This is a genomic window from Pseudomonas fulva NBRC 16637 = DSM 17717, assembly GCF_000730565.1.
In the GTDB taxonomy this organism is placed as follows: Bacteria; Pseudomonadota; Gammaproteobacteria; order Pseudomonadales; family Pseudomonadaceae; genus Aquipseudomonas; species Aquipseudomonas fulva.
In genome coordinates, this window is sequence record NZ_BBIQ01000019.1 from 42,112 (window position 1) to 67,817 (window position 25,706).

Consider the following 25,706-nt stretch of genomic DNA (forward strand, 5'->3'; position numbering starts at 1 on the left):
GCCGTAATGGCAGTGGCGCTGCCGGCTCACTCGGCGATCTGCAGCTTGCGCGACTGGGTGTAGACGTAGCGCACCTTTTCATACTCGAACGGTGAGTTCATCTGCCCGTAGCGGAAGTTGGTGGTGTAGCGCTTGTCGATGACCCGCAGGCCGAAGAACTCCGGGTGCTCGCGGCTGACTTTGGCCATGTCCAGGTAATTGATCGCCTGCTCGCCGGAATAATCCACCACCAGCCCGGCGGTGTCGCGCAGGTTCGAAGGGCCCAACAGCGGCAGCATCAGGTACGGGCCTGCCGGTACGCCATAGAAGCCCAAGGTCTGGCCGAAATCCTCGCTCTGGCGCGGCAGGCCCATCTTGGTCGCCGGGTCCCACAAACCGCCTACCCCGATGATCGTGTTGAACATCAGCCGCGCTGTGATCTCGGCCGAGCGTTTGGCCTTGAGCTGCAGCACGCTGTTGAACAGGTTGGGCACGTCCCCCAGGTTGTTGAAGAAGTTGGTCACGCCACTGCGCAGAAAACGCGGGGTGACGTACTGGTAGCCATTGACCAGCGGCAGCAGCACCCATTGGTCCAGGCGGTAGTTGAAGTGATAGATGCGGCGGTTCATCGACTCGAGCGGGTCGTAGACGTTCAGCGCTTCGAGGGTCGAGCGCTCGAACTCACGTTGGTCCAGGCCCGGGTTGAATTTCAACTCGCGCAGCGGGTCGAGGAAGCCATCGGCTTCCGGTGCCAGCGGGGCGGTACCGATCACCTGCGGATCAGCCTCGATGACGCTGGCTCGGGGAGCGGTCTCGGCGGCCAGGGTATGGCCTGCGGCAAGCAGGGCCGTGGCAAAGAGCAGTTTGTTAACCACGGAAGAACTCCAGCATGGCGTCACTGTTGACGCGGTAGTTGATGTTGCCGCAATGGCCACCATGGGGATAAAGGGTCAGGCGATCACCGAACACCTTGCGCAGGAACCCGATATCGCCAGGGCCGAGAATGACGTCGTCGGCATTGTGCATCACGGCGATCTTGGGGCTGTTTTGCAGGTAATCGGCCAGGGCGTACAGGCTGACCTGGTTGGTCAGCTCCAGGATGGTGCCCCCGCCGGTGCGGGCACGCCACATCGGGATTACCTGTTCGCTCATGTAACAGTCGAAATCGCACTGCAAGGCACGCTTGAAGTAGGGCGTCAGGCTCGTGCCTTCGGTGATCTTGACCTTCGGCGGGATGATCAGGCCGCGGCGGTTGATCAGGTCGGAGGTGAAGGCGATATCGGCGGCCGAGAAGCGGAACGAGGTGCCGATGAGCATGGCCATCTGCTCGTTGGACAGGTGCTGGCGCGACTGCTGGAAGTCGTACAAGAGCGCTTCGTTGAGGTCGATGAACCCCTTTTCCTGGAAGTAGCGCGTGAGTTTTTCCAGCATCAGCTCATAGAACGTGGTGCTGCGGTCGATCCCCTTGACCTGTGTCTGCACCAGCTTGTCCAGGTTGTTGATCGAGGTGTAGAGGTTCACGGGTGGGTTGAGCAGCAGCACACGCTTGAAGTTGAAGCTGCGCCGGGTTTCGTCCAGGTGGCTGACGAAGGCCGCATCGAGCGCGCCCAGGCTGTAGCCGGTCAGGTAGAACTCGGTCACCGGCAGGCGAGGGTGCTGGGCGCGGACCGATTGCATCACCCGGTACATGTCCTCGGCGTCATCCTGGCTGATGCCGGGCGTGGCGAAGCGAGACGCGGCGCTGATGAAATCGTAGCTGGTGGGCGAGGACAGCTGCACCACGTGGAAGCCGGCCTTGTAGTACAGCTTTTTCAGGTATTCGTTGATGCTGCTGCTGTAGGACGCACCGGTGCCGGCAATGATGAAGATCAAGGGGGCAGCGTGGTCCTGCTGGGCCATGCGGTACTTGAGTTTCTTGACCGCCCAGAAGTTGTCCGGCAGCGTGAATTCACGCTCCGGGCGCAAGGTGAGGCTGTAGTCGGACTGGTCGATCTCGTCATCGCTGGGCAGCATCGGGCGCTGGTCCGGCGGCGTCGTGGCGATGGTCGCCTCGAACGGGTTGGTCAGGGGGTAGCCATAGCTCGCGGCATCGATATCCCGCGCAGAAGCGGCCACAGCCATGAGCAGGCTGCCGAGAACGGCAGCGAGGCGCAAAGAACGAAGCATGTAATCCCCCAAAAGAACGCAAGGTGGCGCGTGTGCAAGCTAAGACCACATGGGCCGTGGCAAAGTTGCCGGGCGTGATGGCCTTTGGTGTGCCAGTTATCTGAACCGTGTTGCAGGCAGGTATTTTGCCTTAGACAGTGATGTAAGCGATCATTGATTTTTTGATCAATCAAGTGGGAAAAGTCAATGAGTCGCAGGCTGCCTGGCGCACTACTGCTGATGTTCGTCGGGCTCTGGCTCGCTGCCAGCTATGGCGTGCGCTATGGACTGATGGAGGACGGCCAGTGGGTGGGGTTGTGCACGGAGCCAGCCGCCTATTGGCAGTGCAAGATGCGGGCAGTGCTGGGGTTGGGCATTCACCACCAGGTCCTGGCCTGGACCGGGCTGGCCCTGGCAGCGCTTGGCTGGCTGCTACAGGGGCGGACCGGTACATGGCTGGCCGGCATTGCCCTGCTGTTCGCAGTGCCAGCATTGGTGCTGTATACCGCGAGCATCGCCGTATTCGCATTGGTCCTGGCCGGGTTGCGCCTGGTCAGGTAAACGTGCGCCCGCCAGGGGGCGCTCCGTGACGCTGACAAATAGAGGTATCAGGCGCGGCCGAGTCTCTGGCTGCGCCACAGGGCGGCGGTCATCAGCGCGCTCACTGCTGCCCAGCGCCACGCCTGCCCGCTGTTCATCCCCTCGATGAGTAGCTGGGGCAGTATGCCAAGCCCGATGATACTTGCCAGAAAGGTGGCCTCCCGTCGCCGCACTGGCACGGGCCACAGGACGAACACCAGGGCTGGCAAGGCCAGCGCGGCACTGGGGAAACTGCGGTAGCGGGGGTCGAACACCATCGCCAACGTGCTTACGGCGGCAGCAAAGCCGGCCAGCAGCAGCAACCCGCCAGCTCGCCTTTGCAGCCAGGCAGACCAGCGCCCGCGCACGCCTTGCGGCTGGGACAGGTGCAGCAGTGCCCGGGCCAGTACCAGCACGTTCAACCCCGCCAACAGCCCTGCCCACATCCATTCGGGGGCGAAACGGGCGTGGCTGCGCATCAGCTCGCCCCACAGGCCCAGGCACGCCGCACCGAACATGGCCAGTATTGGCATGGCCCACGCGCCACGGCGTGTGCGTGGCCGCCCGGCCATGCACAGCATCAGCCCCGCCAGCGCCGCGCATGCCAGCCACCAAGTGGGCCAGTCGGGCAAGTTGCTGACGGGCCCTTCAAGGATGCCCTTGTCCTGCCGGTCGGCATCGTAGAGGCCCCAATACCCGCCCACGGCACCTTCGTTGGCGCGTTTCCAGGGCTGGTCGAAGGCTTCGATCAGGTTGTAGCGCCAGCCGTTGTGCTCGGCCATGGCGACGAAGCCGCGAATGAAGCGCGCTTCGTTGACCCGGCTGGGCAGGGCGGTTTCACGCTGCCTGCCTTCGCTGGGCCAGCCGGTTTCACCGATCAGGATGTCCTTGGGCGCGAAGCGCTGGCCGAATTGTCGGCGTATGTCGGCGACATGGGCCAACGCATCGTCGATGCCCCGTGGCTCGTCTTCCCAATACGGCAGCAAGTGAATGGTGAGAAAGTCTACTTCAGGCGCGATCTCGGGGTGCTGCAACCAGAACTCCCACACATCGGCGTAGGTGACCGGCACGCTTACCTGGCGCTTGACCCGCGCGATCAACTCGGCCAGTCGTTTGCCGGTGACTTCCTTGCGCAGCAAGGTCTCGTTACCCACGATGACGGCGCTGACCACATCAGGGTTGGCATTGGCGGCGGCGATCAGCAGCGCGACTTCCCGGTCGGTGTCGGCCGGGTGAGCATTGACCCAGGCCCCGAGCATCACCTTCAGTCCATGCTTGCGCGCCAGCGCTGGGATAGCCTCAAGACCGCTCATCGAATAGGTGCGGATGCACTGGAATCGCTCAGCGAGCAGGGCCAAGTCGGCATCCATGCGCGCCGGGCGCAGTTGCATGGGTTGATCGTAGGGCGACTGGTCCTTGTCGAACGGGGTATAGGATGCGCACTGCAGCTTGTGCGTGGCATTGGCGGCGTCGGGCAGGTGCACCGGTCTGCCCAGCCCGTGCCAGAGCACGCCGAGCCCGAGCAGACCGATCAGGCAAGCAAGGGTGTACAGAAGTGTCAGCAGGCGGGTGGAACTGGGCATCGGGCGGTCCATCATCGGGGGCAAAAGGGTCAATAGTAGCCCGGCGCCAAACCTTTGGCATGCAAGGATCGCGCAGGCAGGTTCATGCCGCTGCCGCTAATGGCACAGTGCTGTCGCGTATGAGCGCCTGGGCGTCGTACTTGGATCAGGTCTGGCTTGGTTGCAGGCAGATGATGGAATCTCCGAGACCTGACGAGGGAATGCTTTGATGGCTACTTCAACAAAAATGCGTCGTTTCCTGGGCGTAGGTACCGCCCTGGCACTGGCCTTGAGCGGCGCACAGGCCATGGCCAAAGAAGTCAGCATTGGTTACGTGGATGGGTGGGCAGACAGTGTGGCGACCACCAACGTGGCCGCCGAGGTGATCAAGCAGAAGCTTGGCTACGATGTGAAGCTGCAAGCCGTGGCCACGGGCATCATGTGGCAGGGCGTGGCCACCGGTAAGCTCGATGCCATGCTGTCGGCATGGCTGCCGGTGACCCACGGTGAGTACTGGACCAAGAACAAGGACAACGTGGTCGACTACGGCGCGAACTTCAAGGATGCCAAGATTGGCCTGATCGTGCCTGAGTACGTCAAGGCGGTGAGCATCGCTGACCTGAAGACCGATTCCTCGTTCAAGCAGAAAATCGTCGGCATCGATGCTGGCTCGGGTGTAATGATCAAGACCGATCAGGCGATCAAGGACTACGACCTGACCGGCTACAAGCTGCAGGCAAGTTCCGGTGCTGCAATGACCGCCGAGCTGGGCCGTGCCTACGCCAAGCAGCAATCCATCGCCGTGACCGGATGGGTACCGCACTGGATGTTCGCCAAATGGAAACTCAAGTTCCTCGAGGACCCCAAAGGCGTGTATGGCGCTGCTGAAACCGTCAATAGCATCGGCAGCAAGGAGCTGGCCACCAAGGCCCCGGAAGTGGCCGAGTTCCTGAAGAAGTTCAGCTGGCAGTCCAAGGATGAGATCGGCGAGGTGATGCTGGCTATCCAGGAAGGCGCCAAGCCCGAAGCGGCTGCCAAGGACTGGGTGGCCAAGCACCCTGAGCGCGTGAAGGACTGGACGGGCAAGTAAAACGCTGTGCGCTGATGCCCTGAAATGAAGCCGTTCGAGCCTCAAGCGTTCGAGCGGTTTCGTTGGCGTGGGAACGACCCCATTGCGCTGCGTTACGAGGCTGTCCAATGCTCCGTGGATCAGCCTTGGCGGGGCGCGGATCGGCCGCGATGGGCGCAAATCGGCCCAGGCGACCTCAGCCAGTTCGCACATCGCCTGCTCTCACCCACATCACCGTCCATCATCCCTGCACCCCCCAGCTACACCCCCGCCGAGAGAAACTGAACCCTCACACCGACCCGCCGGCCCAACCGCTCAAGCACCCCCAGCACGCACTAACCAAATCTGCGACAATCACACCTCTTTCGAATGCCGATCACACCGCAGGCCCACCTGCATCACCGAAAAGCCCAATGACTGACCACGCCATCGACAAACTGCTGCAAAACCTCGACCACGCCATGATCGCCGACCGCCACCGCCTGCGGCGCCAGTTGCACGAACTGCGCAAGCGCCCCGACGAGGCGAAGCTGGCGCAGTGGGCTGAGCGGGTGCAGGCGTCCTGCGCCCAGGTCACCGCCCGCCAGCAGAGCGTGCCATTGGTGCGCTACGACGACAGCCTGCCCATCGCCGCCAAGCGCGACGAGATCAAAAAGGCCCTGGCCGAACACCAGGTGCTGGTCATCGCTGGTGAAACCGGCTCGGGCAAGACCACCCAGCTGCCCAAGATCTGCCTGGAACTGGGCCGTGGCAGCCATGGCCTGATCGCCCACACCCAGCCACGCCGGATCGCCGCGCGCAGTGTCGCTGCCCGGGTGGCCGAGGAGTTGGGCACGCCGTTGGGCGGCCTGGTGGGGTACCAGGTGCGCTTCGAAGACCAGAGCGATGCCAACACACTGGTCAAACTCATGACCGACGGCATCCTGCTGGCCGAAACCCAGCACGACCGCTTCCTGGAACGCTACGACACCATCATCGTCGACGAAGCCCACGAACGCAGCCTGAACATCGACTTCCTGCTCGGCTACCTCAAAACCCTCCTGCACCGGCGGCCCGAACTCAAGCTCATCATCACCTCGGCCACCATCGACCTGGAGAGGTTCTCCAAGCATTTCGACAACGCGCCCATCATCGAGGTGTCCGGCCGTACCTTCCCGGTGGAAACCTGGTACCGCCCGCTGACCAGCGAACAGGACGAGGAGGGCAACCCGATCGAGGACGACCTCACCGTCGACCAGGCTATCCTCGCCACCCTCGACGAACTGGCCCAGCACGAGCGCGGCCAGGGCAAGGGCCCGGGGGATGTGCTGATCTTCCTGCCCGGTGAGCGCGAAATCCGCGACGCCGCCGAGATTCTGCGCAAGGCGCAGCTGCGCCATACCGAAATCCTGCCCCTGTACGCGCGCCTGTCGCCAGCCGAGCAGCAACGGATCTTCCAGCCCCATGCCGGGCGGCGTGTGGTGCTGGCCACCAACGTGGCCGAAACATCGCTGACGGTGCCCGGCATCCGTTATGTGATCGATACCGGTACGGCCCGCATCAGCCGCTACAGCTACCGCGCCAAGGTGCAGCGCCTGCCCATCGAAGCCGTGTCCCAGGCCAGCGCCAACCAGCGCAAGGGCCGTTGTGGACGGGTGGAGCCGGGTATCTGCGTGCGCCTGTACAGCGAAGAAGACTTCAACAGCCGGCCGGCTTTCACCGACCCCGAGATCCTGCGCACCAACCTGGCGGCCGTCATCCTGCAGATGCTGCACCTGCGCCTGGGCGCCATCGACGCGTTTCCCTTCATCGAGCCGCCAGACGGCAAGGCGATCAGCGACGGTTTCAACCTGCTGCAAGAGCTCTCGGCGGTCAACCGTGAAAACCAACTGACGCCGGTCGGGCGTCAGCTGGCGCGGCTGCCCATCGACCCGCGCCTGGGCCGTATGCTGCTCGAAGGCGCGCGCCTGGGCAGCCTGCAGGAAGTGCTGATCGTCACCAGCGCCCTGTCGGTGCAGGACCCACGCGAACGCCCCCCTGAGCGCCAGCAGGCCGCCGACCAGGCCCACGCACAATGGAAGGACGTGGATTCGGACTTCGCCGCACTGGTCAACCTGTGGCGGGGCTTCGAGGAGCAGCGCCAGGCGCTGACGGCCAACCCCTTGCGCAACTGGTGCCGCAAGCAGTTCCTCAATTACCTGCGCCTGCGCGAGTGGCGCGACGCCCATCGCCAGCTGGCGCTGATCTGCCGCGAGCTGCAACTGACGGTCAACAAGGAACCGTGCGACTACCCCAAGCTGCACAAAGCCGTACTCAGCGGCCTGCTCAGCCAGATAGGCCACAAGACCGAAGACGGTGACTACCAAGGCGCGCGGCAGCGCAGGTTCTGGGTGCACCCGTCATCGGGTATCGGGCGCAAGCGTCCGCAGTGGGTCATGGCGGCCGAACTGGTGGAAACCACCAAGCTTTATGCCCGCGTGGTCGCGCGCATCGAGCCGGACTGGATCGAGCCGCTGGCCGGCCATCTGATCAAGAAGAACCACTTCGAGCCCCATTGGGAGAAGAAGCGCGGACAGGTCGTGGCCTATGAGCAGATCACCCTGTATGGGTTGATCCTGGTCGGCCGCAGGCCGGTACACTTTGGCCCCATCGACCCGGCCACCTCCCGCGAGCTGTTCATTCGTGAAGCCCTGGTGGGCGGTGAGATCCAGTCGCGGGCCAAGTGCCTGGCGGCCAACAAGCGCCTGCTCGAAACGCTCGACGCCCTCGAGGCCAAGGCCCGCCGTCGCGATATTCTGGCCGACGAAGAAACGCTCTATGCCTTCTACGAAGCGCGTCTGCCGGCCGAGATCCACCAGACGGCCACCTTCGACAGCTGGTACCGCATGGGCAGCCAGAAAGATCCCAACCTGCTGATCATGCGCGAGGAAGACGTGCTGGCGCGCGAGGCCAGTGAGGTGACCGCCGCGCAGTACCCCGACAGCTTGCAGGTCGGCCAACTGCGCTTGCCGTTGACCTACCACTTCGAGCCCAATCACCCCCGTGACGGCGTGACCGTGCGGGTGCCGGCACCCCTGTTGCCGAGCCTGCCGGGCGAGCGCCTGGAGTGGCTGGTGCCAGGCCTGCTCGAGGCCAAGTGCGTGGCGCTGATTCGCAACTTGCCCAAGGCCCTGCGCAAGAACTTCGTGCCGGTGCCGGACTTCGTCAAGGCCGCCTTGGCCCGCATGACGTTTGGCCAAGGCGCGTTGCCCCAGGCCTTGGGCCATGAACTGCTGCGCATGACCGGTGCGCGCGTGCCCGATGACGCCTGGGACGAGTCGGTCAGCCTGGTTGAAGGTCACCTGCGCATGAACATCGAGGTGGTCGACGGGCAGGGCAAGTTCCTGGGTGAAGGGCGTGACCTGGCTGAGCTTACGGCGCGGTTCGCCGCTGCCAGCCAGGCAGCCCTGGCGGTGCCAGGCGATGCCAAGAGCGAGCAGCCGGTGCAGGCCAAGGCCTTCAGCGAAGTGAAGCCCACGGCGCAGCAAAAGATCGCAGGGCTGTCGATGACGGTTTACCCGGCACTGGTCGAGGATAACGGCACGGTGCGTGAAGGCCGCTTCTCGACCCAGGCCGAGGCCGACTTCCAGCACCGCCGCGCCTTGCAGCGCCTGCTGTTGCAACAGCTGGCCGAGCCGGCCAAGTTCCTGCGTGGCAAACTGCCTGGCCTGACTGAACTGGGGCTGTTGTACCGCGACATGGGCCGGGTCGACGCGCTGGTCGAGGACATTCTGCTGGCAAGCCTGGACAGTTGCATCCTCGACGGTGAGCCGGTATTGCCCCGTGAAGGTGCCGCGCTGGCGGCGCTGGCCGAACGCAAGCGGGGCAGCTGGGCCGAACATGCCGAGCGCCTGGCGCGGCAAACCCTCGAGGTGCTGAAGCTGTGGCATGGGTTGCAGAAACGCTTCAAGGGCAAGATCGACCTGAGCCAGGCCGTGGCCCTGAACGATATCAAGCAGCAGTTGGGCAACCTTGTGTACCCCGGCTTTGTGCGCGAAACGCCGGCGGTATGGTTCAAGGAACTGCCACGCTACCTCAAGGCCATCGAGCTGCGCCTGGAGAAGTTGGGTTCTCAGGTGCAGAAGGACCGGGTATGGAGTGGCGAACTGGCCAATCTGTGGGCGCAGTACAAGGCCCGTGCCGACAAACATGCTCAGGAAGGCAAGCGCGACGAGCAGCTGGCCCTGTACCGCTGGTGGCTGGAAGAATACCGCGTGTCGCTGTTCGCCCAGCAGTTGGGCACAAAAGTGCCGATTTCAGACAAGCGATTGAGCAAGCAGTGGAGCCTGGTGGAAGGCTAAACTCACACAGTTGTGGCACTATTGAGACAATTTCAGGCCGCTTGGCGGCCCAGTGCGGGCAGCCCTGCTTCGCTTGTCCATTCACCGCTCGCGGGGTGATGGCTTAAGTGAGACGGGCTACTGTCAAACAAGGGCTTGGCCCTCGTCGTGAAGTTAGTACTAAAGTGCCACTAATCCAGTGTATTTCCAGCCAGCGCCGGGTGGCGATGGCCCACGAACAGAGGAACGACCGTGCATAATGTCGTGATCAGCGGCACCGGCCTGTACACCCCGGCCCAGAGCATCTCCAACGAAGAACTGGTAGCGTCCTTCAACACCTGGTCGCAGCAATTCAACCAGGACAACGCCCAGGCCATCGAGCGTGGCGAGGTCGAAGCCGCACCGCTGTCCGATGCGGCGTTCATCGAAAAGGCCTCCGGTATCAAGAGCCGCTTCGTCATGGACAAGGCCGGCATCCTCGACCCGCAGCGCATGAAGCCGCGCCTGCCAGAGCGCGCCAACGACGAACCGTCGGTGCTGTGCGAAATGGCCGTGGCAGCGGCACATCAGGCGCTGGAGCGCGCTGGCCGCAGCCCGGCCGATGTGGACGGGGTCATCGTCGCCTGCTCCAACTTGCAGCGCCCGTACCCGGCCATTGCCATCGAAGTGCAGCAGGCGCTGGGCATCCAGGGGTTTGCGTTCGACATGAACGTGGCCTGTTCGTCAGCCACCTTCGGCATCCAGACCGCCGCCAACAGCGTGGCGCTGGGGCAGGCGCGGGCCGTGCTCATGGTCAACCCCGAAGTGTGCACCGGCCACCTTAACTTCCGCGACCGTGACAGCCACTTCATCTTTGGCGATGCGGCGACTGCGGTGCTGCTCGAACGCGCCGATCGAGCCACATCGGTGCACCAGTTCGACGTGGTCAGCAGCAAGCTGTGGACCGAGTTTTCCAACAACATCCGCAACAACTTCGGTTTCCTCAACCGCGCAGCAGAGGAGGGCGAGGGCGCCGCAGACAAGCTGTTCATCCAGGAAGGCCGCAAGGTGTTCCGCGAGGTGTGCCCGAAAGTGGCGGAGCTGGTAGGCGAGCATTTGCAGGAAAACGGCCTTCAGCCCAGCGATGTGGCGCGCTTCTGGCTGCACCAGGCCAACCTCAGCATGAACCACCTGATCGTCAAGAAGCTGCTCGGGCGTGAAGTGAGTGAACAGGAAGCACCGGTGATCCTGGACCGCTACGCCAACACCAGTTCGGCAGGGTCGGTCATTGCATTCCACTTGTATCAAGATGACTTGCCGCAAGGTGCGTTGGGGGTGCTCAGCTCGTTCGGGGCGGGGTATTCGATTGGCAGCGTGATATTGCGCAAACGCTAAGCCGGCAAGGCGGGCGATGCCCGCATAAACGCGCAAACGGCCGGATGGGGGCGGCCGTTTGCAGCTTGGCGATGCTTAGAACTTGGCTTCCAGGTCCACCTGCAGCGTATCCACATCGGCGTTGCTGTTGGGCAGGTTGGAGTAGTCGGTTTTGGCCATCATGTAGGCCGCACCGAGTGCGAAGTTCTTGTCGATCTCATAGCCAACCTTGAACTTGTGGCCGCGCGAACCGGTGAAGCCGTTGCCGAAGTCCGAGTCTGTGAACAGGCTCACGACGCCATTGCGCTGCACGTCGCGGTAGTTGTAGTCCAGGCTCCATGCCCCGATCTTGCTCTTCAGACCCGCCAGCCAGGCCTTGTCCTGACCATCGGTGCTCTCGGTGTTCTTCACGAATTGGCCATAGGCCGACAGCGGGATGGCGAAGCCGGTGAAGTCCACCTGGCCAAAGCCTTCGACCAGGTTGAATTCGTCGGTGGTGTTGCCCAGCGAGCGCAGGGCCGCAGATGACTTGTCGTTGTCGTAGCCGTACACGCTGCCGCCCACCGTGACCTTGACGGTATCGGCTGCGTTGAACTTGGTCCCAAGCTGCGCGGCGTAGAGCTGTGCATCGTGCTTGAACTGCACGCCGTCGCCGTCGACGTTGTCCTTGAGGTTGTAGTGGCCAATGCTGCCGAACACTTCGGCAGGGCCCAGGTTGGTCTTGTAGGTGGCGGCTACGCCTTCAGGGTTGATGTCGCTGTCCCAGATGATGTCACCCATGCTCACCCAGGGCTGCATCATCTTGCCGCCGATCAGGTGCAGGTTCGGCACGGCAGTGGGGTGCCAGTCGAGGTAGGCCAGGTCGACCCACAGCGATTTCTTCTCGAAGTAGTTGTCCAGGCTCTGGTTGGTCGAACGTGCATCGGCGCTGCTGCCGGTGGCTACCCGTACCCCGGCGTCTACTTGCGGGTTGATTTCGCTGTAGAAACCGACGCGGGCACGCACACGTTCCCGGTCCTGGTTGCCACTGCGGGAAATCGGGTTGTCCACGTTGACGTCTTCATAACGCAGGCGCACGTCGCCTTTGATCTGAGTCTTCGCTGCCCAGGCTACTTTCTGCTCGAACGAACTCATGCGCTCGGACTGGGCTTTCTGAGCGGCCTTTTCCTTGGTTTCCTGGGCCAGGTCAGCCTGCAGCTCGCTGTATTGCGCCTGATTGATCGAGCCATTGGCGCGGAGCATTTCGAGCAGCTTGGCGTCAACGGCCGCACTGGCCGGAGTGGTGCTCATGGCCAGCACCATGCCGGTCAGGCTTGCTCCGGTAAGTGTAGAAACAAGACGCATACGGTTCTCCCTACTGAATAAGATGGGGGACGCCGAGCGCCCGCCCCTGTGTTGGCACGTCTCCGAAAGGGCCTGAATAGACAGGTTCTGTGGTTCCGGAAAACAGGCGCAAGTATTGCGGGGGCGAGTGACAGATTAATGTCGGAATAGTGGCACTGTTGTGAAGTGAAGGCCGCCAGGCGATCGTCATTTGAGTCCGGCGCCCGGCTTGGTGATACTGGGGGCCTTGATGCCGCGAGCCGACCCTGTGACCAGTCTGTATAGCCTTGCTCATTTACGTGATATGCCAGCCGCCACCTGGGACGCCTTGGTCCCTGCGGGCCAGCCGTTTCTCAGCCATGCCTTTCTCAGTGCGATGGAAGACAGTGGCAGTGTCGCGCGCACCACCGGATGGGCGGCCGAACACCTGGTGCTTGAGCATGAGGGCAAGGTGCAAGCGCTGCTGCCGGGTTACCGCAAGTGGCATTCGTACGGTGAGTACGTGTTCGATCATGGTTGGGCGGACGCCTGCGAACGGGCGGGCATCGCGTACTATCCCAAATGGCTGGGGGCCGTGCCGTTCAGCCCGGTCAGTGGCCCGCGCTTGCTGACGGCCGATCCGGCAGCCGGGCACTTGTTACTGCAAGCCTTGCCCGAGTACCTGAGCAAAGCCGCCCTGTCCGGCGCCCACATCAACTTCACCGAGCCTGCGTTGGATGTACAGATGGCGCGTCTGCCGGGCTGGATGGAGCGCCTGGGTTGCCAGTTTCACTGGCAGAACCGCGGCTATCGCGATTTTCAGGATTTTCTCGACACCCTCAGTTCGCGCAAGCGCAAGCAGATGCGCAAGGAGCGTGAGCAGGTGGCGGGGCAGGGCATCGATTTTCGCTGGTATCGCGGTGACGAACTGGACGAAGCCCAATGGGATTTCGTCTACCTGTGCTACGCCAACACCTACGCCGTGCGCGGCCGGGCGCCTTACCTGACCCGCGAGTTCTTTAGCCTGCTGGCCGAGCGCATGCCCCACGCCCTGCGCGTGGTAATGGCCCGCCAGGCCGGGCGAGACGTGGCAATGGCACTGAGCCTGGTAGGTGGCGACAGCTTCTTTGGCCGTTACTGGGGCTGCCTGGCCGAATTCGATCGCCTGCATTTCGAGACGTGCTTCTACCAAGGTATGGACTTCGCCATTGCCCATGGGCTGCAACGTTTCGATGCTGGCGCCCAGGGTGAGCACAAGCTGATCCGCGGGTTCGAGCCGGTGATCACCCGGTCGTGGCATTACCTGCTGCATCCCGGGTTGCGCACGGCGGTGGCCGATTTTCTGCTCCAGGAGCGTGAAGGGGTGATGGCGTATGCTGCGCAGGCACGGGAGATGTTGCCTTATCGCCAGGAAGAGGGCCATTGAGCCAGACACAGTCCCAGTGCGAGTAATCGCTCACTCGCGTTACCAGGCCAGCGCGGATTGGGTTGGCAATGATGTAGCGAGCAACCCTGCGCACTTGTTCGTCACGGCGCAGGGCGCGGTCATGGAAGCCAGGCTGCCAGATTCGCTGGTGCTCGGCGCCTTGCCTGTAAAGCGCGCAACTGCTGCGTGATTTGAACTCACGCATCAGTTCGCCGAGGCTGCAGTGGCCGAGCGTGATTAGCCAGTGCAGGTGATCGGGCATCAGTACCCAGGCGAAGCTTTGACACTGACGGTGCGTAGCGGTGAGTCGCAATTGCTGGATCACGGCCCTGGCGTAGTACAAGTGTTTGAAGAGTGGGGTACGGTTTCGGATGACGGTGGTCAGCAGGTATAAACGCCCAGGTTCGGAGAACCTGCCCAGACGTAAGCGATGAGAACCTCGGCCTATCATGGCTACCCCCTTGCGTAGTCATTTCAAGGGTAGCTGGCCATTGAAGTGGGCAGAGTGAGACAGTTTTACAGCTTATGACTTGGGGCCGCTTTGCGGCCCATCGCGGCGCAAGGCCGCTCCTACCCGGACGTTCGCTAGCTTCTAAGTCGGCGCAGGCAGTTGCTCTTTGAAGAGTTGCTCAGCTACATGACACCTGAAGGCCAGCACTATCAGAGTGGGGCCGCTTTGCGGCCCATCGCGGCGGGTCCGGCGCCCCGGCAAGGCCGCTCCTACCCGGAAGTTTGCTAGCTTCCAAGTCGGCGCAAGCAGTTGCTCTTTGAAGAATTGCTCACCTTCATGACACCCGAAGGCCAGCGCTATCAGGGGTGGGACCGGCCGCGATGGGCCGCGCAGCGGCCCCGGGTTTTGAGCAGGCGCGAGGTTTCATCTCCCTCCTCAAGCCTGAAACCTCAAAGCCGAGGCCTCACCTAATCAACCCCCACAAACCCACCTGTCTGATGCTGCCAAAGCCGCGCATACAACCCCCGCTGCTCCAGCAACTCGGCATGGCTGCCCACTTCCACGATGCGACCTTTGTCCAGCACTACCAGCCGGTCCATGCGGGCAATGGTGGAAAGCCGGTGGGCGATGGCGATCACGGTCTTGCCCTGCATCAGCGTTTCCAGGCTCTCCTGAATCGCCGCTTCCACCTCCGAATCCAGCGCCGATGTGGCCTCATCCATGATCAGAATCGGCGCGTTCTTCAGCAGCACCCGGGCAATCGCGATGCGCTGGCGCTGGCCGCCGGACAATTTCACCCCACGCTCACCCACATGCGCATCTAGGCCGGTACGGCCCTGGGCGTCCGACAAGTGAGGGATGAACTCATCGGCGCGGGCGCGGCGCACCGCTTCCTGCAACTGGGCGTCAGTCGCATCCGGACGGCCGTACAGCAGGTTCTCGCGGATCGAACGGTGCAGCAACGATGTGTCCTGGGTAATCATGCCGATCTGCGCACGCAGGCTTGCCTGGCTCACCTGCGCAATGTCCTGGTCATCGATCAGAATCTGCCCACCCTGTACGTCGTACAGACGCAACAGCAAATTCACCAGGGTCGATTTCCCGGCACCCGACGGCCCAATCAACCCGATCTTTTCCCCGGGCCTGATCGCCAAGTTCAGCCCCTCGATCACATTCCTCGCCTCCCCATAATGAAAGCGCACGTTCTCGAACCGCACGGCGCCCTGGGTGACCTTCAAGGCCGGGGCAGCAGGGCGGTCGGTGACGGTGACGGGCTGGGCGATGGTCTGCAGGCCATCCTGCACCATGCCAATATTCTCGAAAATGCCGTTGACCACCCACATGATCCACCCCGACATGTTCACGATGCGGATGACCAAACCCGTCGCCAAGGCAATGGCCCCCACGGTGATCAGCGACTGGCTCCACAGCCACAGGGCGAGCCCGGTAGTGCCGACGACCAGCAAGCCGTTCAACGTTGTGATGACCACGTCCATGCTGGTGATCACCCGCGAAGCCAACTGGGTTTTCTCGGTCTGCTCGCTGATGGCCTCGCGGGCGTACTGCTGTTCGTGATCGGTATGGGCGAAGAGCTTGAGCGTGGCAATGTTGGTATAGCCATCGACGATGCGGCCCATCAACTTGGAGCGGGCCTCGGACGACACCACCGAGCGCGCTTTGACGCGTGGCACGAAATACGCCAAGGCAGCAATGAAACACACGATCCAGATCACCAAGGGCAACATCAACCGCCAATCAGCCTCGGCAAACAACACCAGCGACGTGATGGCATAGATCAGCACATGCCATAACGCATCCACCGCCTGCACCGCCGAGTCGCGCAGCGAGTTGCCGGTCTGCATGATGCGCTGGGCGATGCGCCCGGCGAAGTCGCTCTGGAAGAAGTTCAGGCTCTGTTTGAGCACGTAGCTGTGGTTCTGCCAGCGGATCATGCTGGTCATGCCCGGGTTGATGGCCTGGTGTACCAGCAGGTCATGCAACCCGAAGAACAACGGACGCAGCAACAGCACCACCACCAGCATCCAGATCAACTCGCCGCTGTGCTCGCTGAAAATACGGGCGTTGGGCGCGCCCTGGGCCAGGTCGATGATGCGGCTCAGGAAGCTGAACATGGCCACTTCGATCAACGAAGCGATCAGCCCAACCACCAGCAAGGCCAGAAAGCTCGGCCATACCTGGCGCAGATAATAGATATAGAACGCCCATACGCCGCTGGGCGGCGCTTCACTGGGGGCGTCGCGGAAGATGTCGATCAGTTGCTCGAAACGACGGTACAGCATCAGCGTTGAAACTCCTGTTCAACCGACCGGTAATCGGGTCACGTCCCTGTGAGACCCGTGATCAATCGATGCGTTTAGCCGACTTGATGAACACCGGGTCGGCGGGTACGTCACGCATGCCTTTCTTGACGGTGGTGGGCGAATTGACGATCTGGTCGACCACTTCCATGCCCTTGGTTACCTTGCCGAACACGGCATAACCCGCGTCCCGGCCTGGGTTGAGGAAATCGTTGTCGGCCACGTTGATGAAGAACTGGCTGGTGGCCGAGTTCGGGTTCGAGGTGCGGGCCATGGCCAGGGTGCCGCGGGTGTTTTGCAGGCCATTGCTGGCTTCGTTGGGGATCGGGTCCTTGGTGCTCTTTTGCACCATCTGTTCAGTGAAACCGCCGCCTTGCACCATGAAGCCCGGAATTACCCGGTGGAAGAGGGTGTTGTTGTAGAAGCCGCTGTCCACGTACTGCAGGAAGTTCTTGGTGCTGACAGGTGCCTTCTCGGCATTGAGCTCGATTTCCACCTGGCCGAAGCTGGTGTCCAGCACAACGTGCGGTGTCTTGTCGGAAGCCATGACGCTGGTGGCGAACGCGACGGAACAGGCGGTAAGCAGCAGTTTTTTCAGCATGGGCGCAAAGGTCCTTCAAAGTGGAGGCGGCGGCTTTCGAGGGCCGCCGGTACGGTGGATACATCGCAATGAACAAGGGCAATAGCGTGCCGTGAATCTTCGACGTCTGCCAGTGCTGGTTGCGGGCCGAGCACAAGCGCAGCGTTTGAACGTGTGTCAGGGCCTGGTCGCAAGGTGTTGCACCCCGCTCAGACAGCCAGCCGGTGCCGGCGTTCGCAGCCGGCCCTGGCCATCACCCTCACGCCTGGGCCGGGGCTGCGAAGGGCACATCCAACGGCGCCGTGTCAAAGTTGCGCAGCAGGTCGATCAGGATCTGCGTGGCCGGGCCCAAGGACTTCTCCTTGCTCGCGTAAAGATAGAACAGCGGATGGCGGCTACCGCCCTGGTCCAGCGGCAGCGGTTTGAGCACACCGTCACGCAGCTCGCGCTCGATCATATGCCGCGGCAACCACGCAAAGCCCAGCCCGCTGCTGACGAAGGTGGCAGCCGTACCCAGGCTGCCGACCGTCCAGCGCTGTTCGGCGCCAAGCCAGCCCACATCGCGTGGCTGAGCGCGGCCCGAATCTCGAATCACCACCTGCAATTGGCTTTCAAGGTCCTGGAACGTCAACTCGCGTCCCAGCCGGTGCAGGCTGTGGTCTGGATGAGCCACGGCCACGAACTCCACCGCGCTCAACTCCGCGCCCAGGTAGCCGCCAATGCTGTAGCTGCTGATGGCAAGGTCGGCGATGCCTTCGAGCATCACCTCCTCGACCCCGGACAGCACCTCCTCGCGCAGGCGCACGCGACAGCCGCGGCTTTGCGGCATGAAGGCGGCCAGGGCACGTACCAGGCGCGCGCTGGGGTAGGCCGCATCGACTACAAGGCGCACCTCGGCTTCCCAACCCTGTTCCATGTGGTGCGCCAGGTCTTCCAATTGGCTGGCCTGCTTGACCAGATGCCGCGAGCGGCGCAGAAGCACGCTGCCTGCCTCGGTCAGCACCGCCTTGCGGCCGTCAATGCGCAGCAACGGCACACCCAACTGTTCCTGCATGCGCGCCACGGTATAACTGACCGATGACTGCGATCGGTGCAGCACCTCGGCAGCTTGGGCAAAGCCGCCGTGATCGACTACAGCTTGCAAGGTCCGCCATTGATCCAGCGTCACGCGCGGCGCTTTCATGTCCTGCTCCTGTTGGCCTAAGCTGCGCTCTACACAAGGAGAACGCCCATGAAGAACTATTGTGCGGCATTGTTGCTATGCCTGCCGGTGACCGCTTTTGCCTATCCCATCGACATGGAAAAACACATGGACGGGGTAAAGGTCGACGCCACTGCCTACGACACGGCCTATGACCTGGGCGCCATTACCTTGGAGAACTACGGCCAGGTGCCCGCCGCCTGCAAGGTGACCTTTCGCAACGGTCCTGAAGCCCCGCGGGTGCGCCGGATAAATGTGCCGGCCGGCAAACGCGCCGACGTCACCGCCAAGTTCACCCGTCAGATCATCAAGCTGCGAGTCAACGTGAACTGCGCGGCTGAATAAACTAATTAATCGATAAATCGTACCGACTATTTACGCTTTTTCATCGATAGGTCAAGCGCTAACCTTCCTCCATCGCATTTATCCCAGCCCAATGGAGGCCGTCATGTCCCACGTTCTGATCGTCGAAAGCAGTGCACGCCAGCAGGATTCGATTTCCCGCCAATTGACCCGGGACTTCACCGCCCAGTGGCGTGCCGCTCACCCGACCGACCAGATTACCGTGCGTGACGTGGCGGCCAACCCGGTGCCGCACCTGGACGCCGACCTGCTCGGCGGCTGGATGAACCCGCAAGACCAGCGCAGTGCAACACAGCTCCAAGCCCTGGAGCGCTCCAACCAGCTGACCGACGAATTGCTGGCAGCCGATGTGCTGGTGCTGGCGGCGCCCATGTATAACTTCACCATACCCAGCACCCTCAAGGCCTGGCTGGACCATGTGCTGCGCGCCGGGATCACCTTCAAGTACACGCCCACCGGCCCTCAGGGCCTGTTGAATGGCAAGCGCGCCATCGTACTGACAGCGCGCGGCGGCATCCATGCAGGGGCTGGCAGCGACCACCAGGAGCCTTACCTGCGGCAGGTGCTGGGCTTCATTGGCATTCACGAGGTGACATTCATTCATGCCGAGGGCCTGAACATGAGCGGGGATTTCCATGAAAAGGGCCTGAACCAGGCCAGGGCAAGCCTGGCTTCGGTAGCCTGACTGCAGCGAATCTCACCCCGGGCACCTGTATCAGCGCTTGTGGGTGACCGCTTCATTCGAGCTTCGCAGCGCGTTCAACTCAATACATACCCCACCGGCAACAGCGCTGGCGGCAGCGGCGTCTGCCCCAGTGCGGCCAATACATCACGCTCCACCGTTCGCACCATGGCATCGGTAGGCAGGTCGTTCTCGTCGCGGCCGAACGGGTCTTCCAACTCGTTGCCAATGGCATCGAGCCCAAAGAAGGTGTACCCCACGATGGTCGTGAACAGCGGTGCCAGCCAGCCTAGCGGTTCGGCCAGGGCGAACGGCAGCAACAGGCAGAAGATGTAGATGGTGCGGTGCAGCAGCAAGGTATAGGGGAAGGGCAACGGCGTGCCCTTGATCCGCTCGCAGGTGGCCTGAACCTCCCCAAGGCCCGCCAACCGCTGCGCCAGGAGGTTGTAGCGCCACTCGGACAAGCCCTGCTGCTCGGTCAGCCGCGAACACTGCTCGCCCAGTTGCAGGAGGATGCCGTTACACACGTTGTGAGGGCTGACCGCCTCGGCATTCCCCAGCCAGGGCCGCGCGGCAGCCAGGTCGTCTTCGTCTCGCAGCCTGGCATTGAGCGCCTGTGCGAACCCGCACAGGCTGCGCAGCATCTCGGCGCGTAGCGCGGCATCGGCGATCACCACGCTTTCGCGAGTGAACGACCGAATCTCGACGATCAACCTGCCCCAGGCCTTGCGCCCCTCCCACCAACGGTCGTAACACGCGTTGTTGCGAAAGCTCATGAAAATCGACAGCGACAAGCCGAGCAAGGTGAACGGCGTAGCGCTGACCGGATAGAAGAACGCTGGGTAATGCCGTTCGACCAGGACGATGACCGCCGCCAGCAGTGTGACCATCAGGCAGCGCAGGGCGATCTGTTTGATGATCGACCCTTTGAGGGTGAACAGCACTCGCAGCACACCCTGGGTGGGATGAACGATCATGGCAATCCAGAGACGGCGGGTCAGCCGCCGGTCATGTTCATGAAGCGCAGGATTTGAACGTCGCCGCCCACCTCGAAGTGATGGCGATACGGCTTGAGGTGCAACGAGTCACGAATGGCTTTTTCCAGCCGTTCAGCGTTGCCGGGGTGGGCACGCAGCACGTGCTTGAGGTCGACCGAGTGCTCATTGCCCAGGCACAACAACAAGCGCCCCTCTACGGTGAGACGTACGCGGTTGCAGGTGGCGCAGAAATTGTGGCTGTGGGGCGAAATGAACCCCACCCGGGTTTGCGGGGCATCGGCCAGGCGCCAGTACCGCGCAGGGCCCTGCGAAGATTCGGTCGACTCCACCAGGCTGAACTGCTCGGCCAGCGTCGCGCGTACCTCATCGCTTGAGAAAAACGACTCTTCACGGGCGTGCTCGCTGATCTGTCCCAGCGGCATCTCCTCGATGAAGGTGATGTCCAGTTCGCGATCGATCGCAAAGCGCACCAGGTCGACGAGTTCGTCGTCATTGCGCCCTTTGAGTACCACGCAGTTGAGTTTGGTCCGGCGAAAGCCGGCTTTACGTGCAGCATCGATGCCGGCGATCACCTGGTGCAGGTCGCCGGTGCGGGTCAGTTGCTTGAACCGGTCGGCATCCAGGCTGTCGAGGCTGATGTTCAGCCGCGTCACCCCCGCATCGAAGAGCGGTTGCGCCAGGCGCCCCAGCTGCGAGCCGTTGCTGGTCAGGCACAGCTCGCGCAGCCCCGGCAGGGCAGCGATGCGCCCGCACAGGTCGACGATGCCTTGGCGTACCAGCGGCTCGCCCCCGGTCAGACGAATCTTGCGGGTGCCCAGCGCCACGAAACGCTCGGCTACCTGGAACAGTTCTTCAAGGCTCAGGATCTGCTGGCGGGGCAGAAACTGCATGTCCTCGGCCATGCAGTACACGCAACGGAAGTCGCAGCGGTCTGTGACCGACATCCGCAGGTAGTCGATTTTCCGGTTGAAGCCGTCGATCAGTGCCCGGCTGCTCTGTTCCACGTACGCGCTCGAATCAGGGAGGTTGGCCTCCAAGCTAGCGCCTGGTGGGGCGGGCCGTCAAATGGCTTTGACCGACCGACCGATAAATGCTCTCTATCACCGTTCAGCCCCCGCGTTTACGGGGGTCATCGAAGGCGCTTATCACCTCGTAGGATCTTTCGATTGGACGGCTCTACGCCAGGCTTCATAGGCTGGACAAAAGCCATAGCAGGGCGAGGACTTCACCCATGAGCCAGGACCCACACATCCGCGACTACAAAGGCGCCGCTGCCGGCTGGGGCGCGCTCAAGAGCGTGACCAAAAGCTGGCTGGGCAGTGACAACGCCTTCAAGAATTTGCGAGCCATGCTCAAGACCAACCAGAATGGCGGCTTCGACTGCCCTGGTTGCGCCTGGGGCGAGTCGCCGGAAAACGACACGGTAAAGTTTTGCGAGAACGGTGCCAAGGCCGTCAACTGGGAGGCCACTGGGCGCTCGGTCGATCCGGCCTTCTTTGCCCGCTACAGCGTCAGCGCCCTGGCCGATCAGACCGATTACTGGCTGGAGTACCAGGGTCGCCTGACCCATCCCATGCGCTACGATGCAGCCACCGACCACTATGTCGAAACGAGCTGGGCAGAGGCCTTCGCGCTGATCGCCAAGCACCTGCACGCCCTGGAATCACCCGATCAGGCCGAGTTCTATACCTCGGGCCGGGCCAGCAACGAAGCAGCCTTTCTTTATCAGTTGTTCGTGCGCGCCTACGGGACCAACAACTTCCCGGATTGCTCGAACATGTGCCACGAGGCCAGCGGCGTCGGCATGGCGCAGACCTTGGGCGTGGGCAAGGGCACCGTGGTCTTTCACGACCTGGAACTGGCAGACGCCATCTTCGTCATTGGCCAGAACCCTGGCACCAACCACCCGCGCATGCTCGAACCGCTGCGCGAAGCCGTGAAGCGCGGTGCCCAGGTGGTGTGCTTCAACCCGCTCAAGGAGCGGGGTCTGGAGCGCTTCCAGCACCCGCAGCACCCGCTGGAAATGCTCAGCAATGGCTCCGAGCCTACCAATACCGCCTACTTCCGCCCGGCACTGGGCGGAGACATGGCGGTGATGCGCGGCATTGCCAAGTACCTGCTGCAATGGGAGCGCGAAGCCAAGGCCAAGGGTGAACCGGCGGTGTTCGACCATGCTTTCATTGCCGAGCACACCAGCGGCATCGAGGCCTACCTGCAGACCTTGGATGCTACACCCTGGCCTGCCCTCGTGGCGCAGTCCGGGCTGACCCAGGCCGAGATCGAGCAGGCCGCGCGCATGTACCGCAAGGCCGAACGCGTGATCATGTGCTGGGCCATGGGCGTTACCCAGCATCGTCATTCGGTGGCCATCGTGCAGGAAATCGTCAACCTGCAATTGCTGCGTGGCAATGTCGGCAAACCCGGCGCAGGGCTTTCGCCAGTGCGCGGCCACAGCAACGTGCAGGGTGATCGGACCATGGGCATCGACGAGAAGCCCAAGGCCGCCTTGCTCGATGCCTTGCAAGCTCGTTTTGAGTTTCAGGTGCCGCGCACCCACGGGCACAATGCCGTACTGGCGATCAAGGCCATGGAAGAAGGCCGGGCGAAGGTGTTCATCGGCCTTGGGGGTAATTTTGCCCAGGCCACCCCTGACACCGCGCGCACCCATGCCGCCCTGCGCAACTGCGCGCTGACCGTGCAGATTTCCACCAAGCTCAACCGCTCGCACCTGGTGACCGGTGGCGATGCGTTGATCCTGCCCTGCCTGGGCCGCACCGAAATCGACCTGCAGGCCAGCGGCCCGCAAGGCGTGACGGTCGAAGACACCTTCAGCATGGTGCACATCTCCCACGGCCAGTTGCGGCCACGTTCGCCCCACATGCGCTCCGAGCCCTGGATCATTGCCGGCATGGCCCAGGCCACCTTGGGCAAGCACCCCATCGACTGGGAACACGCAGTGGCCGATTACGCCCATATCCGTAGCCTGATTGCCGATGTGATTCCAGGCTTCGAAAACTTCAACGAACGCCTGCAGCAACCTGGGGGCTTTCACCTGGGCAACCACGCCGCCGACCGTATCTGGCGCACCGCCACCGGCAAGGCACAATTCAGCCCCAATGCGCTCCCCGCAGCACTGGTCAACGCCCAGGTGCTGGCGCGTGGCGACAAGCCAGACTTGATCTTGCAGACCTTGCGCTCCCACGACCAGTACAACACCACCCTCTACGGTCTGGATGACCGTTACCGTGGTGTGTTCGGGCTGCGCGAAGTGGTGTTCGTCAACGAGGCCGACATTCGGCGCATGGGGTTCGAGCCGGGTGAGCGCGTCGATCTGGTGTCGTTGTGGGACGACGGCGTCGAGCGTCGGGTGTCGGGTTTTCGTCTGGTGGCCTATGACGTACCGCCGGGGCAGGCTGCCGCCTATTACCCGGAAACCAACCCCCTGGTGCCGCTGGAGAGTTATGGTGAAGGGACCTATACCCCGACCTCCAAGTTCGTGGCGATCAAGGTCGAGAAGGCCAAGGCGGATAATCGCATTGCAGCGGCACTGGCGACCGACTGAGTCTGATCAGGCGACAGGGTCACCTCTGCAACCCCGCGTCAACCGCGATTCACTGGAAAAGCCGTGGTGTATTTCATCTGCTCCATGGCAAAGCTCGAGGTAATGTTCGACAACCCATCAGTGCTAGTGATCAGCTTCTTGTAGAACCGGTCATACGCTGCGATATCACCCACTACCACCCGCAGCATGTAGTCCCAGTCGCCGGACATGCGGTAGCACTCCATCACCTCCTCGAACGCCGTGACCGTGGCGGCAAACTGCTCCAGCCATGCACTGTCATGACGCTGGGTCTTGACCTGCACGAACACGGTCAGGCCCAGCCCCAGCAGGTCAGGATCCAGCAGGGCCACACGACCGACGATGTAGCCTTCGTCTTCCAGGCGCTTGACCCGCTTCCAGCACGGGGTGGTGGACAGGTTGACGGCCTCGGCCAAGGCCTTGAGCGAGAGCGCGGCATCGCGCTGCAACAGGGTCAGGATGTGTCGGTCGAAGCTGTCCATAGGGGGCATGGGCCGTGGCGAAGAAGTTTTCACAGGGTACTCCAAGGTCAGGGCTTTTGCGTTGTGCGATAGTGGCAACCTTACCTCTGCCAACGAGCCCGACCATGTCCGACAAGCCGCGCCATTTCGCCACCCGAACCATTCATGCCGGCGAGCAGTTCGAAGTCGCCGACAATGCCATTTTCCCGGCCATCGTCACGGCCAGTTCGTTCATCAAGCGCGGCCTGGACGACACGCCGGACTACTCCTACAGCCGCGTAGGCAACCCCACCCGCCACGCCTACGAGACCTGTGTTGCAGCCCTGGAAGAAGGCGTCGGGGCGGTGGCCTGTGCGTCAGGCGTGAATGCCACCGCCACCGTGCTGGAACTGCTGCCCAAGGACGCCCACGTGGTGGTGATGAACGGCGTATACGGCGGCACCTTCCGTATCATGGAGGACTACCGCGGCCGTACTTCCGGCCTGACCACCACGTACGTCGATCTCAATGACCTGGAAGCCGTGGCTGCTGCCATCAAGCCCGAAACCCGGCTGATCTGGATTGAGTCACCGACCAACCCATTGTTGCACCTGGTCGATATCAAGGCCGTGTGCGACCTTGCCCGTACCCGGGGCATCCTGACCTGCATCGACAACACCTTCTGCTCACCGTGGAACCAGCGCCCGATCACCCTGGGCGTGGACCTGGTCATGCACTCGGCCAGCAAGTACATCGGTGGCCATTCCGACCTCACCGGTGGCGTGGTGGTGGCGGCCAGCGAAGACCTGCACCGGCAACTGCGCCGCATCAGCATGGCCATCGGCGCGGTGCAAGGGCCGTTCGATTGCTACCTGGCGTTGCGCGGCCTCAAGACCCTGGACGTGCGCATGGAACGCCAGTGTGCCAACGCGCTGGAAGTGGCCCGCAGGCTCGAAGGCCACCCCCAGGTCGAGCAGGTGTACTACCCAGGGCTGCAAAGCCACCCGCAGCATGACCTGTGCAAGCGCCAGATGCGCAGCGGCGGGGCCGTGGTCGCCATCAAGGTCAAGGGCGATCGGGCAGCGCTAAACCGTCTGGTCGAAGCGCTGCAGATTTTCGTACTGGCCGATTCGCTGGGCGGGGTCGAAAGCATGATCAACCATTCCTGGACCATGTCCCACTGCTCCATGAGCCCCGAGCAGAAAGGGGCGATGGGCATCAGCGAAAACCTGTTGCGCCTGTCAGTGGGCATCGAGGCGGTTGCCGACCTGATCGATGACCTGGAAACGGCGCTGGGCGCTTTGGCCGGATAACAAGGGCAAGGCTGTACTGGCGAGGGGTTCAGCGCCAACCCGTCATGCGACCGATGATGGGCTGGCG

19 protein-coding genes and 1 pseudogene are annotated in these 25,706 nt (G+C 62.7%); 9 read left to right on the forward strand and 11 right to left on the reverse strand.

Going from position 1 to position 25,706, the window contains the following annotated elements:
- Nucleotides 1-26: 26 nt before the first annotated feature.
- The gene (locus PFU01S_RS17440; protein WP_023534883.1) at nucleotides 27-854 is read right to left on the reverse strand and encodes an MlaA family lipoprotein; all 828 of its coding nucleotides are present in this window, start codon (nucleotides 852-854) and stop codon (nucleotides 27-29) included.
- Complete coding sequence (locus tag PFU01S_RS17445) at nucleotides 847-2,145, reverse strand: serine/threonine protein kinase (protein WP_027915797.1); 1,299 nt, start codon at nucleotides 2,143-2,145, stop codon at nucleotides 847-849. Before PFU01S_RS17445 ends, PFU01S_RS17440 begins: the two co-directional genes overlap by 8 nt.
- 186 nt (nucleotides 2,146-2,331) lie before the next feature.
- Between PFU01S_RS17445 and PFU01S_RS17450 the strand changes: the two genes are divergently transcribed.
- Nucleotides 2,332-2,685, forward strand: a complete 354-nt coding sequence (locus tag PFU01S_RS17450; RefSeq protein WP_027915798.1) for a hypothetical protein — start codon at nucleotides 2,332-2,334, stop codon at nucleotides 2,683-2,685.
- A gap of 47 nt (nucleotides 2,686-2,732) precedes the next feature.
- Here PFU01S_RS17450 and PFU01S_RS17455 read toward each other — a convergent pair whose 3' ends face one another.
- Nucleotides 2,733-4,298: a glycoside hydrolase family 17 protein gene (locus tag PFU01S_RS17455; RefSeq protein WP_028686846.1), complete on the reverse strand. Its 1,566-nt coding sequence runs from the start codon at nucleotides 4,296-4,298 to the stop codon at nucleotides 2,733-2,735.
- Between the two features lie 196 nt (nucleotides 4,299-4,494).
- Here PFU01S_RS17455 and PFU01S_RS17460 point away from each other — a divergent pair, with 196 nt between their 5' ends.
- The 3 genes from PFU01S_RS17460 (at nucleotide 4,495) to PFU01S_RS17470 (ending at nucleotide 11,006) form a co-directional block, all read left to right on the forward strand.
- On the forward strand, nucleotides 4,495-5,355 hold the full coding sequence (locus PFU01S_RS17460) for a glycine betaine ABC transporter substrate-binding protein (RefSeq protein WP_027915800.1): 861 nt from the start codon (nucleotides 4,495-4,497) through the stop codon (nucleotides 5,353-5,355).
- A gap of 392 nt (nucleotides 5,356-5,747) precedes the next feature.
- Nucleotides 5,748-9,653, forward strand: coding sequence for an ATP-dependent RNA helicase HrpA (gene hrpA, locus PFU01S_RS17465; protein WP_028686845.1), 3,906 nt, complete (start codon nucleotides 5,748-5,750; stop codon nucleotides 9,651-9,653).
- A gap of 231 nt (nucleotides 9,654-9,884) precedes the next feature.
- Nucleotides 9,885-11,006 (forward strand): beta-ketoacyl-ACP synthase III, encoded by a 1,122-nt coding sequence (locus PFU01S_RS17470; RefSeq protein WP_028686844.1) that lies wholly within the window; start codon nucleotides 9,885-9,887, stop codon nucleotides 11,004-11,006.
- Between the two features lie 75 nt (nucleotides 11,007-11,081).
- On the opposite strand, the gene PFU01S_RS17475 is transcribed toward PFU01S_RS17470, so the two are convergent.
- Nucleotides 11,082-12,329, reverse strand: coding sequence for a putative porin (locus tag PFU01S_RS17475; RefSeq protein WP_027915803.1), 1,248 nt, complete (start codon nucleotides 12,327-12,329; stop codon nucleotides 11,082-11,084).
- Between the two features lie 247 nt (nucleotides 12,330-12,576).
- Between PFU01S_RS17475 and PFU01S_RS17480 the strand changes: the two genes are divergently transcribed.
- Nucleotides 12,577-13,713 carry a GNAT family N-acetyltransferase gene (locus tag PFU01S_RS17480; RefSeq protein WP_028686843.1) on the forward strand — a complete coding sequence of 379 codons (1,137 nt, stop codon included), beginning with the start codon at nucleotides 12,577-12,579 and terminating at the stop codon, nucleotides 13,711-13,713.
- On the opposite strand, the pseudogene PFU01S_RS21910 reads toward PFU01S_RS17480, so the two are convergent.
- The 4 genes and pseudogenes from PFU01S_RS21910 to PFU01S_RS17495 form a co-directional block, all read right to left on the reverse strand.
- A pseudogene (locus PFU01S_RS21910) lies at nucleotides 13,712-14,164 on the reverse strand (REP-associated tyrosine transposase); the annotation flags it as partial. The gene PFU01S_RS17480 and the pseudogene PFU01S_RS21910 overlap by 2 nt on opposite strands.
- A 467-nt stretch (nucleotides 14,165-14,631) precedes the next feature.
- Nucleotides 14,632-16,464, reverse strand: coding sequence for an ABC transporter ATP-binding protein (locus PFU01S_RS17485; RefSeq protein WP_028686842.1), 1,833 nt, complete (start codon nucleotides 16,462-16,464; stop codon nucleotides 14,632-14,634).
- Between the two features lie 61 nt (nucleotides 16,465-16,525).
- The gene (locus tag PFU01S_RS17490; RefSeq protein ID WP_028686841.1) at nucleotides 16,526-17,083 is read right to left on the reverse strand and encodes a peptidylprolyl isomerase; all 558 of its coding nucleotides are present in this window, start codon (nucleotides 17,081-17,083) and stop codon (nucleotides 16,526-16,528) included.
- A gap of 238 nt (nucleotides 17,084-17,321) precedes the next feature.
- A complete protein-coding gene (locus PFU01S_RS17495; RefSeq protein ID WP_027915807.1) occupies nucleotides 17,322-18,245 on the reverse strand; it encodes a LysR family transcriptional regulator in 924 nt (307 codons plus the stop codon).
- Nucleotides 18,246-18,293: 48 nt separating this feature from the next.
- Between PFU01S_RS17495 and PFU01S_RS17500 the strand changes: the two genes are divergently transcribed.
- Complete coding sequence (locus PFU01S_RS17500; RefSeq protein WP_028686840.1) at nucleotides 18,294-18,608, forward strand: hypothetical protein; 315 nt, start codon at nucleotides 18,294-18,296, stop codon at nucleotides 18,606-18,608.
- Between the two features lie 103 nt (nucleotides 18,609-18,711).
- The gene (locus PFU01S_RS17505; protein ID WP_028686839.1) at nucleotides 18,712-19,311 is read left to right on the forward strand and encodes an FMN-dependent NADH-azoreductase; all 600 of its coding nucleotides are present in this window, start codon (nucleotides 18,712-18,714) and stop codon (nucleotides 19,309-19,311) included.
- Nucleotides 19,312-19,385: 74 nt separating this feature from the next.
- On the opposite strand, the gene PFU01S_RS17510 is transcribed toward PFU01S_RS17505, so the two are convergent.
- Nucleotides 19,386-20,285, reverse strand: coding sequence for a bestrophin family protein (locus tag PFU01S_RS17510; RefSeq protein WP_028686838.1), 900 nt, complete (start codon nucleotides 20,283-20,285; stop codon nucleotides 19,386-19,388).
- A gap of 20 nt (nucleotides 20,286-20,305) precedes the next feature.
- On the reverse strand, nucleotides 20,306-21,310 hold the full coding sequence (moaA, locus tag PFU01S_RS17515) for a GTP 3',8-cyclase MoaA (protein ID WP_027915811.1): 1,005 nt from the start codon (nucleotides 21,308-21,310) through the stop codon (nucleotides 20,306-20,308).
- Nucleotides 21,311-21,537: 227 nt separating this feature from the next.
- Here moaA and PFU01S_RS17520 point away from each other — a divergent pair, with 227 nt between their 5' ends.
- Nucleotides 21,538-23,868, forward strand: a complete 2,331-nt coding sequence (locus PFU01S_RS17520; RefSeq protein WP_028686837.1) for an FdhF/YdeP family oxidoreductase — start codon at nucleotides 21,538-21,540, stop codon at nucleotides 23,866-23,868.
- Between the two features lie 38 nt (nucleotides 23,869-23,906).
- Here PFU01S_RS17520 and PFU01S_RS17525 read toward each other — a convergent pair whose 3' ends face one another.
- A complete protein-coding gene (locus PFU01S_RS17525; protein ID WP_027915813.1) occupies nucleotides 23,907-24,368 on the reverse strand; it encodes an Lrp/AsnC family transcriptional regulator in 462 nt (153 codons plus the stop codon).
- Nucleotides 24,369-24,472: 104 nt separating this feature from the next.
- Between PFU01S_RS17525 and PFU01S_RS17530 the strand changes: the two genes are divergently transcribed.
- On the forward strand, nucleotides 24,473-25,639 hold the full coding sequence (locus PFU01S_RS17530) for a trans-sulfuration enzyme family protein (protein WP_028686836.1): 1,167 nt from the start codon (nucleotides 24,473-24,475) through the stop codon (nucleotides 25,637-25,639).
- Nucleotides 25,640-25,706 lie beyond the last annotated feature (67 nt).